The organism is Bacillus sp. 37MA (assembly GCF_000372765.1).
Classification (GTDB): Bacteria; Bacillota; Bacilli; order Bacillales; family Domibacillaceae; genus Domibacillus; species Domibacillus aminovorans.
The window spans coordinates 521,525-537,120 of sequence record NZ_KB889752.1; the positions used below are offsets into that span (position 1 = coordinate 521,525).

General features: G+C 41.1%; 18 protein-coding genes. 14 read left to right on the top strand and 4 right to left on the bottom strand.

The genetic code is table 11. From position 1 onward, the window contains the following. Window positions 1-42: 42 nt before the first annotated feature. Window positions 43-849 (top strand): MOSC domain-containing protein, encoded by an 807-nt coding sequence (locus tag A3M5_RS0102785; RefSeq protein WP_018392232.1) that lies wholly within the window; start codon window positions 43-45, stop codon window positions 847-849. Window positions 850-1,009: 160 nt separating this feature from the next. On the opposite strand, the gene A3M5_RS0102790 is transcribed toward A3M5_RS0102785, so the two are convergent. Beyond that, complete coding sequence (locus tag A3M5_RS0102790) at window positions 1,010-1,915, bottom strand: COX15/CtaA family protein (protein ID WP_018392233.1); 906 nt, start codon at window positions 1,913-1,915, stop codon at window positions 1,010-1,012. A 333-nt stretch (window positions 1,916-2,248) separates the two neighbouring features. Between A3M5_RS0102790 and cyoE the strand changes: the two genes are divergently transcribed. The 7 genes from cyoE to A3M5_RS0102825 all read left to right on the top strand — a co-directional run bounded on the left by cyoE (window position 2,249) and on the right by A3M5_RS0102825 (window position 8,750). Continuing rightward, entirely contained in the window at window positions 2,249-3,136 is an 888-nt protein-coding gene (cyoE, locus tag A3M5_RS0102795; protein WP_051080853.1) for a heme o synthase, read from the top strand. An 83-nt stretch (window positions 3,137-3,219) separates the two neighbouring features. Next, on the top strand, window positions 3,220-4,299 hold the full coding sequence (gene coxB, locus A3M5_RS0102800; protein WP_018392235.1) for a cytochrome c oxidase subunit II: 1,080 nt from the start codon (window positions 3,220-3,222) through the stop codon (window positions 4,297-4,299). A 31-nt stretch (window positions 4,300-4,330) separates the two neighbouring features. Next, a complete protein-coding gene (gene ctaD, locus A3M5_RS0102805) occupies window positions 4,331-6,208 on the top strand; it encodes a cytochrome c oxidase subunit I (RefSeq protein WP_018392236.1) in 1,878 nt (625 codons plus the stop codon). Beyond that, the gene (locus tag A3M5_RS0102810) at window positions 6,208-6,837 is read left to right on the top strand and encodes a cytochrome (ubi)quinol oxidase subunit III (RefSeq protein WP_018392237.1); all 630 of its coding nucleotides are present in this window, start codon (window positions 6,208-6,210) and stop codon (window positions 6,835-6,837) included. The genes ctaD and A3M5_RS0102810 overlap by 1 nt, the downstream gene beginning before the upstream one ends. A gap of 3 nt (window positions 6,838-6,840) precedes the next feature. Then, complete coding sequence (gene ctaF / locus A3M5_RS0102815) at window positions 6,841-7,173, top strand: cytochrome c oxidase subunit IVB (RefSeq protein ID WP_018392238.1); 333 nt, start codon at window positions 6,841-6,843, stop codon at window positions 7,171-7,173. A 134-nt stretch (window positions 7,174-7,307) separates the two neighbouring features. Then, entirely contained in the window at window positions 7,308-8,216 is a 909-nt protein-coding gene (gene ctaG, locus A3M5_RS0102820) for a cytochrome c oxidase assembly factor CtaG (protein WP_018392239.1), read from the top strand. Window positions 8,217-8,282: 66 nt separating this feature from the next. Further along, window positions 8,283-8,750, top strand: coding sequence for a DUF420 domain-containing protein (locus tag A3M5_RS0102825; protein WP_018392240.1), 468 nt, complete (start codon window positions 8,283-8,285; stop codon window positions 8,748-8,750). Window positions 8,751-8,787: 37 nt separating this feature from the next. On the opposite strand, the gene A3M5_RS0102830 is transcribed toward A3M5_RS0102825, so the two are convergent. Then, window positions 8,788-9,147, bottom strand: coding sequence for a YugN family protein (locus A3M5_RS0102830; RefSeq protein ID WP_026221561.1), 360 nt, complete (start codon window positions 9,145-9,147; stop codon window positions 8,788-8,790). A 177-nt stretch (window positions 9,148-9,324) separates the two neighbouring features. On the opposite strand from A3M5_RS0102830, the gene A3M5_RS0102835 reads away from it, so the two are divergent. From A3M5_RS0102835 to A3M5_RS0102845, 3 genes are all read left to right on the top strand, one after another. Next, on the top strand, window positions 9,325-10,392 hold the full coding sequence (locus tag A3M5_RS0102835; protein WP_196803548.1) for a CAP domain-containing protein: 1,068 nt from the start codon (window positions 9,325-9,327) through the stop codon (window positions 10,390-10,392). Window positions 10,393-10,429: 37 nt separating this feature from the next. Continuing rightward, entirely contained in the window at window positions 10,430-10,879 is a 450-nt protein-coding gene (locus A3M5_RS0102840; protein WP_018392243.1) for a YlbF/YmcA family competence regulator, read from the top strand. A 73-nt stretch (window positions 10,880-10,952) separates the two neighbouring features. Continuing rightward, a complete protein-coding gene (locus A3M5_RS0102845; protein ID WP_018392244.1) occupies window positions 10,953-11,228 on the top strand; it encodes a YlbG family protein in 276 nt (91 codons plus the stop codon). A 35-nt stretch (window positions 11,229-11,263) separates the two neighbouring features. Here A3M5_RS0102845 and A3M5_RS0102850 read toward each other — a convergent pair whose 3' ends face one another. Next, window positions 11,264-11,653, bottom strand: a complete 390-nt coding sequence (locus tag A3M5_RS0102850) for a DUF7147 family protein (protein WP_018392245.1) — start codon at window positions 11,651-11,653, stop codon at window positions 11,264-11,266. 155 nt (window positions 11,654-11,808) lie between these two features. Between A3M5_RS0102850 and A3M5_RS0102855 the strand changes: the two genes are divergently transcribed. From A3M5_RS0102855 to coaD, 3 genes are all read left to right on the top strand, one after another. Next, window positions 11,809-13,218 carry a stalk domain-containing protein gene (locus A3M5_RS0102855; protein WP_018392246.1) on the top strand — a complete coding sequence of 470 codons (1,410 nt, stop codon included), beginning with the start codon at window positions 11,809-11,811 and terminating at the stop codon, window positions 13,216-13,218. Between the two features lie 105 nt (window positions 13,219-13,323). Next, window positions 13,324-13,890 carry a 16S rRNA (guanine(966)-N(2))-methyltransferase RsmD gene (rsmD, locus tag A3M5_RS0102860; RefSeq protein WP_018392247.1) on the top strand — a complete coding sequence of 189 codons (567 nt, stop codon included), beginning with the start codon at window positions 13,324-13,326 and terminating at the stop codon, window positions 13,888-13,890. A gap of 2 nt (window positions 13,891-13,892) precedes the next feature. Continuing rightward, window positions 13,893-14,387, top strand: coding sequence for a pantetheine-phosphate adenylyltransferase (gene coaD / locus A3M5_RS0102865; RefSeq protein ID WP_018392248.1), 495 nt, complete (start codon window positions 13,893-13,895; stop codon window positions 14,385-14,387). Between the two features lie 21 nt (window positions 14,388-14,408). Here the strand turns inward: coaD and spoVV are convergent, their stop codons facing one another. Continuing rightward, window positions 14,409-15,545: a dipicolinic acid transporter SpoVV gene (gene spoVV, locus A3M5_RS0102870; RefSeq protein WP_018392249.1), complete on the bottom strand. Its 1,137-nt coding sequence runs from the start codon at window positions 15,543-15,545 to the stop codon at window positions 14,409-14,411. Window positions 15,546-15,596: the final 51 nt, after the last annotated feature.

Below are 15,596 nucleotides of genomic sequence, written 5' to 3' on the forward strand. Positions count from 1 at the left end.
TGAAAGAATAAAATGTAAACTTTTATAAAGGAGCGAAATTTCATGCAAAATCCAAAAGTAGTCTCAGTCTGGCGGTATCCTGTAAAGTCAATGATGGGAGAAGAGATGAATGCATGCAATGTGACATTAAATGGGTTGCTAGGAGACCGTGCATATGCTTTGATGGATATGTCAACAGGAAAGCTTGCTAACGCGAAAAACCCACGGAAGTGGCCAAATATATTTGATTACCGTGCTTCATTTGTTGAACCACCTACTGATTCTAACTCTATTTCAGACATCCGGATTACCTTTCCTGATGGTTCTATGGGAATCAGCACCGAAGAAAATCTAAATGATCGACTTTCAGAGAATTTGAATCGCCCTGTTCACCTTGTCACACCAACATCTAATGAAGTACAGTTTGAGGAATATATTCCAGACATGGAGGAACTGAACAACCGTAATTCAGTCATTAGCTGCGCATCTCCACAAGGTACTTTTTTTGATGCGGCGATGGTTCACTTGCTTACTACATCTACCATTGATCACATGCGAAAGTTGAATCCAGAGAGCAGGATTGAAGCACGACGCTTCCGTCCGAATCTTGTCGTCGATGTACCTGATGGCGAAGGCTTTATCGAAAATGAGTGGGTTGGCAAGACTCTTCGTATTGGGAAAGAGGTACGTCTGCAAATTGAACAGCCAACAGTACGTTGTGTAATGACAACATTGCCTCAAGGTGATCTGCCTAAAGATACAAGTGTTCTGAGAACGGCTATAAAGCAAAATAACGGTGGGATTGGTGTCTACGCTAAAGTCATTCAAGGTGGTCATATTCAGCGGGGAGATACGATTGAGTTTGAATAGGTCATCCTATGGCGTAAAAGGAAAAAAGTATGTTAATAGAGTGATGTTCATTTTAGTTGAAAACATATCTTTTTGAATTTTAAATCATTCAAAATTCAAATAAAACGAGCCTTCAGAATCGCTATCAAGGCTCGTTTTGCGTTTGCGTATTCTTTTTTCATTACTGCCCGTTTATATTGCTTCTTGAAATGAGTAATATGAAGTAGCAGAGAAGGCCGAATAAACAAGAAATAAATAACGCATGCGCAAGCGCTACATATAAATTTAAATTTGTCCAAATAATAAACGCGCCAGCAATTACCTGTAATAACACCAGACCGAATGCAATGAGCCAGCCCCAATATAGCACGCGCTGCTGTTTATAATGCTTAACGGCAATGTAGGTAATGTAAGCGATCCAAATAAAAATCAGCCCTGCCGCAGCTCGGTGGCCCATTTGAATCCATTGATACATATTTGATGGAAGAAAAGAATTATTTCCACAAATTGGCCAGGAACCGCACACCATGCTTGCTTCTGTGTGGCGTACGAGTGCACCTGTATAAACGACCATATAGCTATAAAGGGTTACCCCGATTGTATGCCATTTCATTCGTTTATCAATCACGATATTCGATGCATCAAACCGCTTGTCTACTTCGAAAATAAGCAATGTTAATAAAAGAACAGACGCAAAAGAAATGAGTGAGATGCCAAAATGAAGCGCCAGAACGAAGTCGTTTTGTCCCCACAATACAGCGGCCGCACCGATTAATGCCTGTGCCATTAAAAAGAAAAAGGAAAGTAACGCTAAAAATTTCGTTTCCCGTTTATGTCCAATTACACGCCATGAGCCGATTGAAAGACTCAGAACAAGCAATCCAGCTGCTCCTGAGGCAGCTCGATGAGAAAGTTCAATAAATGTTTCCATCGTAATATCTTCCGGAATAATCTGTCCGTGGCAAAGCGGCCATTCATTTCCGCAGCCAAGTCCGGAATCTGTTTTTGTCACAAGTGCGCCGCCGATCAACACGACTAACATGACTAATGTTGTCAGCACTCCGAGCCATTTAAGCCAACTCTGCAATAGATTCACCTTCTTCTGTATATGAACGTATCCGTACATGATCATACAGAGAAAGACGCAATTCTGCAACTAGACTCTGCACATAATTAATATTATCTTATAAAAATGAAACAATGAAAACAGAACGCATTGACGAGTCACAAATTCGACAAAATTAGTTCATCATCTGTTCACATAAAAAGTAATGAATATGATTTAATATGGAATATAGGATCCATTGTTTTGAAATGTTTTTAAATAGTGTAGAAAAGTGCGGCTGTATCCTTTATAGTAGGGGGGAGAAGCTGATGTACGAGAGAGGAGGAGAAAAATGTGTCGCGTGCCGCAACAACGATGGATAAAACAAATGTGCCTGAAACGACAGCGATGAAAGATTTTATGGCACTCATAAAAATTGGCATTGTTAATTCCAATTTAATTACGGTTTTTACTGGTATGTGGCTGGCATTTGTTATGAATGATGTCCCATTCCTGGCTAACCTTGATACCATGTTCTTTACATTGCTCGGCTCGGCATTCATTATCGCCGGCTCGGCTAGTTTAAACAATTACATAGACAGGGACATTGATCCGCTTATGGAGCGGACGAAATCACGACCGACTGTGACAGGCAAAATCAGTTATTCAAAAGTATTGATCTTAGGACTTGCGCTTGTCATCATAGGATCAGCGTTTTTATTTTTGACAACGTTCACAGCAGGTGTCATCGGCATTATCGGTATTTTAAGCTATGTCGTAATCTATTCGATGTGGTCGAAACGCCGCCATGTCAGCAATACAGTTGTCGGAAGTCTATCAGGTGCCGTGCCACCATTAATTGGCTGGGCAGCTGTCGACCCGACACTTGATGTACTTGCATGGATGCTGTTTTTAATCATGTTTATCTGGCAGCCGCCGCATTTTTATGCGCTGGCGATGAAACGGAGCGAGGAATACGGAAAAGCCGGCATTCCAATGCTGCCGACAGTGAAAGGGTTTGCTGTCACAAAACGCCATATGTTCGTCTGGACGTTATTACTGTTGCCGCTTCCGTTCTTCATGATGGATCTTGGCCTTGCGTTTTTCACTCTGGCTACGATATTAAATATCGGCTGGGTAGCGCTTGCGATTACCGGTTTTAAAGTAAAAGACGATTTAAAATGGGCGAAACGTATGTTTGTTTATTCGCTTCAATATTTAACTATTATGTTTGTTGCAATGGTCATTGTGACCGTTATTTAAATGAGGGAATTCTTTCTTTATAAGAAATCCATATATACGCACTGTTTTTAGAAATTTATAGGAAAGAGGGGTAGTAATAAGCTATGAAACAGAAGTTAACAAAATGGCGTCTTTTGACGATTTTTGGCTTGCTGACGCTCGTTCTGTCTGGCTGTGGTGAACCATTTCTTTCAACGTTGATTCCAGCCGGAGAAGCGGGTCAAATTGCATATGATCTCATGATCTTGAGTACTGTGATCATGGTCGGTGTCGTCATCGTTGTAACGATTATGTTTACTGTCGCCATCATTAAATTCCGTCGTAAAAAAGGCGATGAATCCATCCCGAAACAAGTGGAAGGAAGCCATGTTTTAGAGATTGTCTGGACGGTTATTCCGATTCTCTTACTCATCATTCTTACGGTTCCAACCGTTATCACTACGTTTGAACTTGCGGATACGAAAGCGATGGATAAAAAGAAAGAAGATGGTACAACCGATGCTCTTGTTGTAAATGTTCGCGCGAGTCTTTACTGGTGGGAATTTGAGTATCCGAATCAAAAAATCATTACGAGTCAGGAACTTGTCGTTCCAACGGATCAAAGAGTGTATTTTAATATAAAAGCATCAGATGTTAAACATTCATTCTGGATTCCGGCTGCGGGCGGGAAAATTGATGCGAACACAGAAAATGTCAATAAAATGTGGCTTGAATTTGATAATCAAAAAGCAATAGAAGCGGATAATCTTTTCTATGGAAAATGTGCCGAACTTTGCGGACCGTCTCATGCATTGATGGACTTTAAAGTGCGTGCCATTCCACAAGATGAGTTTGACCAGTGGACAACAGCGATGCAAGCAGTTGATGCAAAAGCTGTACCAGAAGATCCACAAGCTGCTGCAGGGCAAGAAATATTCAACCAAAAATGCTTAAGCTGTCATGCTGTATCACCAGCAGATGAGCGTCCGGAAGCAGCACGTATGGCACCGAACCTTGGAAGCTTTGGTGATCGTGAACTCGTTGCAGGTATTTTAGAGCACAACGAAGAAGAATTGAAAAACTGGATTTCCAATCCAGAGGCTTACAAACCAGGAAACAAAATGACAGGCACATATGGCGAATTGTCCGATCAAGAACTTGATCAACTGGCAACGTATTTGATGGGTCTGAAAGTAGAACAATAATTAATAAAACATCATAAAGGAGGTAAAACCGTTGAGTACCATTGCACACACGCAAAAACGGGGATTTGCCGGTACAGTTTGGGATTACTTAACAACAGTTGACCATAAAAAAATCGCCATTCTTTATTTTCTGGCCGGAGGTTTCTTCTTCCTAGTCGGTGGTATTGAAGCGATGATGATTCGTATTCAGCTGGCTGTACCAAACAATGATTTTGTCAGTGCCGGTCTTTTTAATGAAATTATTACGATGCACGGTACGACAATGATATTCCTGGCAGCAATGCCACTTTTAATAGGTTTTATGAATGCGGTTATGCCGCTTCAAATCGGTGCGCGCGACGTTGCGTTCCCATTTGTTAATGCTTTAGGATTCTGGCTGTTCTTTTTCGGCGGCGTATTCTTGAACCTTTCATGGTTCATGGGCGGTGCACCGGATGCAGGATGGACATCTTACGCATCACTTTCACTAGCATCAGAAGGGCACGGAATTGACTTTTACGTGCTAGGGCTGCAAATTTCCGGTTTCGGTACATTGATGGGGGGAATTAACTTCCTCGTTACAATTATCAATATGCGCGCACCGGGCATGACATACATGAGAATGCCGCTTTTCACATGGACAGTATTTGTCGCATCAGCGCTTATTCTTTTTGCATTCCCGCCACTTACTGTAGGTTTGTTCATGATGTTATTTGATCGTATGTTCGGATCTGGCTTCTTTGATGCAGCAATGGGCGGTAACACAGTTATCTGGGAGCATTTATTCTGGATTTTCGGTCACCCGGAAGTATACATTCTTATTTTGCCGGCGTTCGGTATTTTCTCTGAAGTGATTCCGACATTCTCAAGAAAACGTTTGTTTGGTTATTCTTCGATGGTATTCGCGACTGTGTTAATCGGGTTCCTTGGCTTCATGGTATGGGCTCACCATATGTTTACAACGGGTCTAGGCCCGGTCGCTAATGCGATTTTTGCAGTAGCAACAATGGCGATCGCTGTTCCAACAGGGATTAAAATCTTTAACTGGATTTTAACGATGTGGGGCGGAAGCATTCAGTTTACCGTGCCGATGCTTTGGGCCATTGCGTTTATTCCATCATTCGTTATGGGTGGTGTAACAGGGGTTATGCAGGCTGCTGCTCCTGCTGATTACCAGTTCCATGACAGTTACTTTATTGTTGCTCACTTCCACTACGTTATCGTTGGTGGCGTTGTGTTTGGACTATTAGCAGGTGTTCATTTCTACTGGCCGCTTATGTTTGGCACAATGTTGAGTGAAAAATTAGGAAAAGTAACCTTTGCATTCTTCCTGATAGGTTTCCATTTAACATTCTTTATCCAGCATTTCCTTGGACTTATGGGGATGCCGCGCCGCGTTTGGACATTCTTACCGGGGCAAGGATTAGAAACTGGAAACTTAATTAGTTCGATAGGTGCTGCGTTTATGTTTGTCGGTGTCATTGTACTGTTAATTAATGTCGTTGTGACACAAGTGAAAAATGTAAAAGTTGGAATAGATCCATGGAAAGATGGACGCACACTTGAGTGGGCACTTCCATCACCAACACCATTCTACAACTTTAAACAGCTTCCACTTGTACGTGGTCTGGATGCATTCTGGATTGAAAAAATGGAAGGCAAAACAGAAATGACGCCGGCAGAACCAATTGGTGACATTCATATGCCGAACAATTCATTTACACCATTCGTGATTGCGTTAGGTTTATTTATTGCAGCTTTTGGTGCGATGTATCACGTGGATGACAAAGGATGGGCACTTCCAGTATTAATTATCGGTTTGGCTGTAGCATTTGCTTCAATGCTTTACCGTTCAATTAAAGATGATCATGGTTATCATATTCATAAAGAAGAACTTCTTGATGATGCTGATAAGGGGGGGACACGATAATGGCAGCTGAAGAAAAATTCACGCCGCAGACGTGGCCTGAATCGCCTGAACAGGCAACTCTGGAAGGGAAAAATAAGTTTATAGGTTTCTGGCTTTTCCTTGGCGGTGAGACGGTGTTATTTGCCTCTCTGTTTGCCACGTATCTGGCATTAAAAGATAGTGTACCAAGTCCAGATCATGCACTTGCGAAAGATTTATTTGAACTTCCGCTCGTGTTCATGATGACGATGCTTCTTTTGACAAGTTCATTAACATCTGTTTTTGCGATGTACCATATGAAGAACTATAACTTCAAAAAAATGCAGACATGGCTGTTCATTACCGTCGTACTTGGTTTTGGGTTCCTTGGATGCGAAATTTATGAATTCAATCATTATGTTCACGAGTATGAACATACATTTACAAGCAGTGCATTCGGTTCAGCGTTTTACACGTTAGTCGGTTTCCACGGAGGGCACGTTACGTTCGGTCTTTTCTGGATTATTACTCTTATGGTCCGCAATGCGAAGCGCGGATTGAACCTTTATAATGCACCGAAGTTTTACCTGGCAAGTCTTTACTGGCATTTCATTGATGTCGTATGGGTGTTTATCTTTACGGTCGTATATTTAATGGGAATGGTGGGATAACGGATGGCGAATTTACAATCGAATTCAGGTGAGCCTAAAGTTAACTATGAATACCGTCGTAAGAAAAGTGCAGAAGACATGAGAATGCAGGTCGTGACATTCACGATGATGATTTTCTTTACGGTTATCGCGTTTGCAGCTGTCGGAGCAGGATTCTCTAAATGGTTTATCCTTCCATTTGTTTTACTTCTTGCTATTGTACAGGTTGTATTCCAGCTTTATTACTTTATGCATATGAGTCATAAAGGTCATGCAGTACCACAATTCTTTATGTATTCTGGTATACTCGTCGCATTCTTGACGATCCTTACCTTTTTGACAATTATCTGGTGGTAAGAAAGGAAAGTGTTTCCCTTTTCAGGGAAACACTTTTTTTCTGTCATGAACTTGTCAATACATAGCGTTGTATGAAGCTTTTTAGCGAGTTATAATGGACAGAGCATCAAAAAAACATTGAGGTGATAAGAATGATGCCTATAGGAATATTTGGCTTTCAGGCTCTATGGAGTCCTTTATTTATTGTAGTGCTTCTGTTTTTAACCGTTCTCTTTTTCTTAATGACTGTGAAGTGGAGAAAAGATTTCAGCGTTAGTGAGCCATTGACAAAAAGACAAGCTGTTCTTTTTTTAACAACGATGGCTATCCTCTATGCAGTCAAAGGGTCTCCGATCGATTTGATGGGTCACATTATGATGACATATCACATGATTCAAATGGCGGTCTTATATCTTGTCGTACCACCGCTGCTTATTAAAGCAATCCCTTGGTGGGTATGGAAAGCAACAATTGAGCTGCCAGTTATTCGTTCGATTTTTTCATTTGCAACACGTCCGTTGATCGCGTTAATTTTCTTTAATGGTTTATTCTCGTTCTATCATATTCCGCTCATTTTCGATTTCATTAAAATGAGTAATACACTTCATAGTTTATACACGGTCTTGCTCTTTTTCTTCGCCATTTTTATGTGGTGGCCACTTGTAAATGAACAGCGGGAAGGACGCTCTTTACACGGTTTGAAAAAAGTCGGGTACATTTTTGCAGATGGTATATTACTGACACCGGCATGTGCGCTCATTATTTTCGCAGCAACACCGCTTTATGCCACTTATTCAGACGCTTCTGTCTGGCTGAAAGCGATGGAATTGTGTGTACCTGTTGATACGCTGGCTGGTCTTAATTTGAGCGGTCCCGAACTGTTTTCAAATATGCCTGTTGTCGAAGATCAGCAGCTTGGCGGCGTGATTATGAAAATTATTCAAGAAATTGTGTACGGTGTAGTATTAGCCCAAGTGTTTTTTGAATGGTTCCGTAAAGAGAACGAGCAGGCGGATGAAATTACGGAAGCCGCTCTAGCACGTCATGATAAATCAATGTCTTAATTAAATAAGACAAAAGAAACGATGGGGGACCTGTTCCCCTCGTTTCATACACAATGGAAGTGAGGAATGTTCATGTCGTTACCGATTTTGCCTACTATCAGTACGATCTTTATTGCGCTTAGTGCGATCACTGTTGCAATCGGCTGGGCACAAATTAAACAGAGAAAAGTGGAGCAACATAAAAAAACAATGCTGCTTGCTGGTGTTTTTGCCCTTATTTTCTTTATCATTTACGTGAGCAGAACGTTATTTATCGGAAACACCGCATTCGGGGGGCCAGATGATATCAAAAAATATTACACTATTTTTCTTATCTTTCATATTTGTCTCGCCACGATAGGAGCCGTTTTTGGAATTGTTTCTATTGTGAGTGGATTGAAAAGCAATTTAATTCGTCACCGGAAAATTGGTCCATATACGAGTATCATCTGGTTTTTTACAGGTATTACAGGGGTAGCTGTTTATCTTCTTTTATATGTTTTTTACACAGGCGGCCCAACAACATCTGTGTTTAAAGCGATTCTTGGCTCATAAAAAAAGCTTTCCTCCATTTAAGGGGGAAAGCTTTTTCTTAGCCAATGTAATGAACCATATCGGCTTTAATATCAGCAAGTAATTTTTCACATGTTTTGACAAGTGATTCCGGATAATATTCATCATCACCATATTCTACACCATGTGGATAGTAATGCTTACCAAGAATTGGCGTCATTAATTCAATAGTAGCATCATCTGTTCCGACATCGCCTTGTACTGCGAAGCCGAATACACGCAAGTAATAAACGCCTTCTTTTAGTTCAAATTTGCGATCATATGTAACGCGCTCGTAATCCCACTGACCGGCGAGCACCATTCCATGCTCTTCCATAATATAAGTGAGGCGGTTTAAATCGATTTGTGTTTTTTCTAAACCAATATTTTCAAATTTCATGAAAAAAGATCCCTCCTGCATTTCCGTCATGTTTTTGCTTCCTCTTCCATAATAGTCGAAATTCTGCTTTCATGCAATGTGCTTCATTTAATTGTCTATGACAATTTTGAAAAGATTAGATAGAAAGTTTTGTTCAATCATGAATTTGGAATGATATACTGATAAAGGTATATGGATGTGCCGGTTTATAAAGGAGGAGATTTTCTGCGATCTGTTTTTAAAATTTTAATTATCTTTTTGATTATTATGCTTGTAGGCATTTATACAGATAAATCGATGAATGAGCGTAAAGAAGAAACAACACCAGTACCACCGTCTGTTAATAGCGGTCAGGTAGAGCCAGCCGAAGAAACAAAAACAGAAACAACACCGAATTCAGGCGCCGGTTCTTTTATTGGAGAGTCCGCAGAGACGTTATTGACTTTATATGGACCGCCTGTTCGGAAAGAACCATCTGCTTATGGATATGACTGGTGGGTGTATCATACAGGCAATGCGTATTTTCTTGCAGGTGTAGAAAATAACCGTATCGTGACAATATATGCGACAGGCAACATGGATACGGAGCCCTTTACACTCGGTATTTCATCGAATGAAATTTTTCGATCACGTTATCCTGAAACCGAGATAGTTGTCAATGCGAACGACAGTTACTATCGATTTGAACTGTCTGAAGAAGATTTAAATCTTCGTCCGATTGTACCGATTGGGAACTTTTATGCTCAGTTATATATTGACCAGTTTTCAGGAACTCTTTCTGCGGTTCGTTTTATGACGAAGGATGTGCTGCTAAAAATGAGACCATATGAATTAGTGTATCAAGGAACGCTGCCTGAAGTGCCGTCGCCAGGGCGCTCAGCATGGGTTCATATTGAGAGAGGCAGCGAGCAGCAAATATATGAGATTACAAATGTGATGAGAAGCCGGTTTGGTTTATCACTGCTTGAATGGAATACTGGAGCTGCGGCTGCAGCTAAAAGTCATAGTAAAGATATGTTTTCAGCAGGCTATTTCGATCATGAATCACCGCAATTTGGTGGCCTTGAAGATCGTCTTAGGCGTGCAGATATTATGTATAGTGCAGCTGGTGAAAATATTGCGGCAAACTATGTAGATGCTGCTGCGGCGATGGAAGGATGGCTCAACTCAAAGGAGCACAGGGAGATCATGCTTAGTGAATCGTACTCTACACTTGGTACGGGCGCTTATCGGAAACATTACACACAAAATTTTACCGAAGAGTAAAGTTATATGGTAAAATGAGTCGATGGAGGTGCATTTCATGATTGCAACAACGATGGAACTCATCAGTGCAGCGGATGCAGCAGACGAGCTTGGAGAGATGATTCTCCAGTCTGAAACAGCTATTAAATATCGCGACTGTTATAAATTGCTTTATACAAATGAATCGGTGAAACGAAAAATTTTCGCGTTCAGCCGATTAAAAGATCATTATGAAGATGTGCAGCGATTTGGCCGCTACCATCCTGATTATAAAAAGATTATGATGGAAACGCGCCAGGCAAAGCGCGAAATGGACATGGATGAACATGTCGCCGCGTTTAGACGAGCAGAGACGGAACTTCAGCAGCTACTTGACGATGTTAGTTTGCTCATTGCCCGTTCTGTTTCTGATCAGGTAAAAGTGCCGGGTGCAGGTTCTGTATTCTCAAGTGCCTGTGGAAGTTGTGGAAGCAGCGAAAGCGGCGGTTCTTGCGGATGTTCCGCATAGTGAAACTTTATTCAGCGGAGGTTTGTACAACTCATTAAAGCAGGATAAAAAATATAGTGCCGGAGGGCGAAATATGTTAACGGAACGACAGGCGTTAATTGTATGGCTTCATTCACTTAAGCCGGCTAAATCACTACGTAAGTATGGAAATGTTCATTACGTATCAAAAAAAATGAAATATGTCGTGCTGTACTGTGACCAGTCGGAAATAGCCGCACTTGCAGAGAAGCTTGACACATTTTCATTTGTGAAAAAAGTGGAATTTTCAGAGAAACCATTTTTAAAAGTAGACTATGAAAATTCCCGGCCGGATAAAGCGAAAGAATATGATTATAAAATTGGTGTTTAAAAAAGGGGACTGTCATCGTGACAGATCCCCTTTTTTCATTGTAGCGGTGGAATGTGATGGTTGAGCCGCAAAATGCCGATGAGATATTGATAGTAGAGCGCTGTTTCTGCAAAAGCAACAGACGATTTGACGTCCAACTCAATGACGTTTTTATGAAGTGACTGCGCTGTTTCTTCAAATAGACGGTATCGCTCGTTTGGCTTTTCATGTAGGTAAGGAATGCCTTCTCGGCATATGTATATTGGTTGGAAATCGCCCGGTGTAGTAGGCGTTAGAACAACGGCACATGACGTTACATGCCGTTCATTCACTTTTGAGTGTAGTGCGAGAAAATGCAGAACGCGCTGTTCAGCTCTTTTTGCGACATCAATCAGTTCATACAAATCGGAATAACCTTCCCCAAGTTCAATAAATCGTTGAATCAATTTAAATGCCTCCATTCTTTTCTTACCTATCGTACCCCTTCTGTTTTTAATAAACAATAACTGTTCACGTGATTATAATAAATTGCGTCTTTAAAAACGCAAAAAATTTGTTATGATGAAAGTGAATCATCATCCTACAGGAGGCAGACAAATGTATGAAAAAAGTCCTGATAATTAGTTTGTTGCTACTTATTGTCTCTGGGGTGCTATTAACGGTCCAATGGATTGGATATGAAAAAATATCAAAAGCATCTGAAACGATTATTTCTGCACAAGAAATTGAACTTGATGTAAAGAAAGACCACTTGATTGTAAGCCAGACAATCAGGCTATTGCCCGAAAACGAAAAAATGGTCTTCAAACTCCCGGCGGATGCAGATGAAGTCTCATGTTCAAAGGGAGATGTATGTGAAATCGGAGGTCAAGCGGGTACAGTTGATATAAGTGGAGAAAGTCTGACGATTCATTACCGATTGCCAGCTCCGCATATAGACGCATCTTTTACATTAAATAACTGGTATGCTTCATTCTCTGACGTCAACATATCGGCAACAACGGTCATGGTAATAGACCATACAAAGCGGGGCGGAGAATGGATATCGTCCCTTGAACAGACGGCTGCGAAACAAATGTCGCTTATTGACTTTTATTCGTTTCAAGGAAATTCCGGACAAGCACCGTTGTATTGGCAAAAATCGCCGCTCATAAAAAGTGTACTTTCACCGATTTTAACCGTATATAATGTTGAAAGTGTCCAATCGACTGCATCTTCATTCGACTTCCCGTTTGACGAAGATGAAATTGCTCCGCAAACGGTTGTCATTGTACCCGATGTAAGGCCAGTAGAATTAAGCGGACTAACGCTCGTTCAAAGCATGGATGGACTAAAGACGATTCGCAATCAGATCATTCATAATTATGCATTACAGCATTTCATTTTTCAGGAAAGTGAAAAGTGGTTGGCTTCTTTTATAGTCGTCTCTTTATATGATTCACAGCCTGTTTTTTCAAAAGCGGCTGTCATGAAAGAAAAAATTACTGCTCAATTGACCGAAACGGAACAGGCTGAATGGCTGGAAGAATTAGTGGGTTTAAAGGGAAAAGAAGTGAGTGCACAGAAGCTCGATGATTTACTCGGATCCGTTAAAGGGGAAGAAACCCAGTTTTTTACGAACAATAAAAAAAGGGATACAGCCGTCCTACCACTTATCTTTTTCGATGGCCGTCCGGTGATAATTGAAGGAAAAGAAGCGGCTTTTCATATGAAGAAAAAAGAGGGAGTTCTTTATGTGCCATTGAAAGAAGCAGCTGAATCACTCGGGTTTACCATTCAAGAGTTATCTGTCGGTCAGGAATGGCTCATGCAAAAAGAATTTGAGACGTATCGTTTTTATATAAATGAAAACCGTGTCTTGTTTAATAAGCATAATTATGTGCTGTACGATACAGCGCTTCAAAATATAAATGGAACGATGCACGTCGATAAAATTTGGTTTCAGAAAATCTTTCTCATTGAAGTTCAGGAAATGACGGAAAAAATTAATTTACAGCCGTATAAATTGTAAAGAAACCTTGTCAATCATATGTAAGGTTTCTTTTTTTATGTTGTAGATTCAACTGTTTGTTTATGATACCATAAACGAAGAAAAATGAATGGCAGGTTGAATAGAATGAGAGTTATTTCTGGGACGAAAAAAGGGCATCCACTAAAAGCAGTGCCAGGTAAAGATACACGGCCGACGACAGATAAAGTAAAAGAATCTATTTTCAATATGATTGGACCTTATTTTGAAGGTGGTATCGTACTGGATTTATTTGCAGGTTCTGGCGGGCTTGGTATCGAAGCACTTAGCCGGGGATTTGATGAGGGCATTTTTGTTGACCGTGATATGAAAGCGATTCAAACGGTGAAAGAAAATCTTCGTTCTACCGGGTTTGCAGAGGCAGCGGAAGTGTATAGAAATGAAGCGGAGCGTGCATTAAAAGCACTTGTTAAGCGCGGTATCGTCTTTGATAGTATTTTTCTTGACCCACCTTATAAAAAGCAAAAGCTTGAGTCAATGCTTCAGTTTATTGGCGAGCAGTCATTGCTTTCAACAGATGGATTTATTATGTGCGAACACGGCTCAGATGTCCATCTACCACGTGTGGCAGGACCGTTTGAACGTGTACGGTTTGAGACGTATGGGATGATTGCCATTTCTATTTATTATTGGATGAAGGATGGGGAGGAATAATAATGGCGAGTATAGCAGTCTGTCCGGGCAGCTTTGATCCAATTACGAACGGGCATCTTGATATTATTCAGCGTGGGGCGAAAGTATTTGATAAAGTATATGTCGTTGTATTGAGCAATTCAGCGAAACAGCCGCTTTTCTCAACAGAAGAGCGTGCGGAGTTAATTCGAAAAGTGACTGCGCATATACCGAATGTTGAAGTGGATCATTATCAAGGTCTGCTCGTTGATTATGCGAAGGAAATAAAAGCTAACGCGATTTTGCGCGGATTACGTGCCGTATCTGATTTTGAATATGAAATGCAGATCACGTCGATGAACCGCGTTTTAGATGATCAATTGGAAACGTTCTTTATGATGACAAACAGTCAATATTCATTTTTAAGCTCTAGTATTGTGAAAGAAGTGGCGAAATACGGTGCGAATATTTCAGAGCTCGTACCGAAAGAAGTCGAAGCTGCATTAAATCAAAAACGGCTGGCAGGACCGACTGCATGAGGACAGCTGGTACGAAAGAAATCAATTTCTTTTGCGCCGGCTGTTTTTATATTGAATAAAGAACAAAATAGAAGCAATGGTCATCCATAAAACGGTCATACTTATCCCGTTTTCAGGTGGGATCATCGAAACGGACACGGGTGAATCGGCTAGCTTAACGGAAGTCAATAAAAACGTAATTAGTACGGCGTATATACTGTGCAGCACACGCGCAGCGAGAAAAGGTGCATAACGAATATCTGTTTTACTGAGTATGGCTGCGACTTGGGCATGAACACTGAAGCCGCTGAAGGCTAAAATAAAGCTGATCACCATGAGTAAAACGGTGAGCTCACCATTCATTTCGGCAGCTTGTTTTGTGCCGGCAGTGAGTTCGATCAATCCTGATAGGAGTGGTGCAGCCATATCCGTATTCAGACCTGCCTTTGAAAGGAGAAAGGAAAAAGCAGGGAAGACCCCATTTATTTTCAATAATTCAGTTATAACTGAAAAAAAGATAATAAACCCGCCGACGAGCATGAGTGTTTGAACAGAGGAAATAACTGCATCGGCAATCAATGTACCAAAAGGCCGTCCATCTTGTTTGCGAGCCATCACAAATGCTTGAATGGCACGTGTTGATACGGAACGGGAAACTGGTGTCTGTCCACCATAGAAGCGCATTGTGATACCGACAAAAAAAGCTCCGCTATAATGGGCTGCAGCAAGTAAAAATCCAACATCCGGATCGTGAAGAAAGCCACTTGCAACAGCACCTAAAATAAATAGCGGATTGGACGAGTGGGCAAAGGCAACAAGACGCTCTGCTTCGATTTGCGTAATTACATTATCGTTCCGAAGTCGTGCTGCGAGTCGTGCACCAGTTGGAAATCCTGAAGCAAGTGATAGAATCCAGGCAACACCAGCGGGTCCAGGAAGACGAAAAAGAACACGCATGATATTTTCTGAAAGTGCACCGAAAAAAGCGACGACTCCGAGACCGAGAAGCATTTCTGTTAAGATGAAAAAAGGGAGAAGAGAGGGAAAAACCGTTTTCCACCACATATCCATTCCTTGCCGAGCTGCATATACTCCCGTTTCAGGAAAAAAAAGAAGTGCAGCTGTCAACACGGTCATAAAGACAGCGGCGATAACCGTTTTCCATGGAATATCGTTCATTTAAAAATCCTCCCGAGCATGAATACAGTTTTCTTGCATCATTTTTTGTAC

Excerpts from the sequence above, each read along its gene's own strand:
- A3M5_RS0102845 (WP_018392244.1), top strand. The coding sequence starts at position 10,953 with ATGTTAACGGAACGACAGGCGTTAATTGTATGGCTTCATTCACTTAAG.
- A3M5_RS0102810 (WP_018392237.1), top strand. The coding sequence starts at position 6,208 with ATGGCAGCTGAAGAAAAATTCACGCCGCAGACGTGGCCTGAATCGCCT.
- A3M5_RS0102785 (WP_018392232.1), top strand. The coding sequence starts at position 43 with ATGCAAAATCCAAAAGTAGTCTCAGTCTGGCGGTATCCTGTAAAGTCA.
- rsmD (WP_018392247.1), top strand. The coding sequence starts at position 13,324 with ATGAGAGTTATTTCTGGGACGAAAAAAGGGCATCCACTAAAAGCAGTG.
- ctaG (WP_018392239.1), top strand. The coding sequence starts at position 7,308 with ATGCCTATAGGAATATTTGGCTTTCAGGCTCTATGGAGTCCTTTATTT.
- spoVV (WP_018392249.1), bottom strand. The coding sequence starts at position 15,545 with ATGAACGATATTCCATGGAAAACGGTTATCGCCGCTGTCTTTATGACC.
- A3M5_RS0102830 (WP_026221561.1), bottom strand. The coding sequence starts at position 9,147 with ATGAAATTTGAAAATATTGGTTTAGAAAAAACACAAATCGATTTAAAC.
- A3M5_RS0102840 (WP_018392243.1), top strand. The coding sequence starts at position 10,430 with ATGATTGCAACAACGATGGAACTCATCAGTGCAGCGGATGCAGCAGAC.
- coxB (WP_018392235.1), top strand. The coding sequence starts at position 3,220 with ATGAAACAGAAGTTAACAAAATGGCGTCTTTTGACGATTTTTGGCTTG.
- cyoE (WP_051080853.1), top strand. The coding sequence starts at position 2,249 with ATGGATAAAACAAATGTGCCTGAAACGACAGCGATGAAAGATTTTATG.
- A3M5_RS0102855 (WP_018392246.1), top strand. The coding sequence starts at position 11,809 with ATGAAAAAAGTCCTGATAATTAGTTTGTTGCTACTTATTGTCTCTGGG.
- coaD (WP_018392248.1), top strand. The coding sequence starts at position 13,893 with ATGGCGAGTATAGCAGTCTGTCCGGGCAGCTTTGATCCAATTACGAAC.
- ctaF (WP_018392238.1), top strand. The coding sequence starts at position 6,841 with ATGGCGAATTTACAATCGAATTCAGGTGAGCCTAAAGTTAACTATGAA.
- A3M5_RS0102825 (WP_018392240.1), top strand. The coding sequence starts at position 8,283 with ATGTTCATGTCGTTACCGATTTTGCCTACTATCAGTACGATCTTTATT.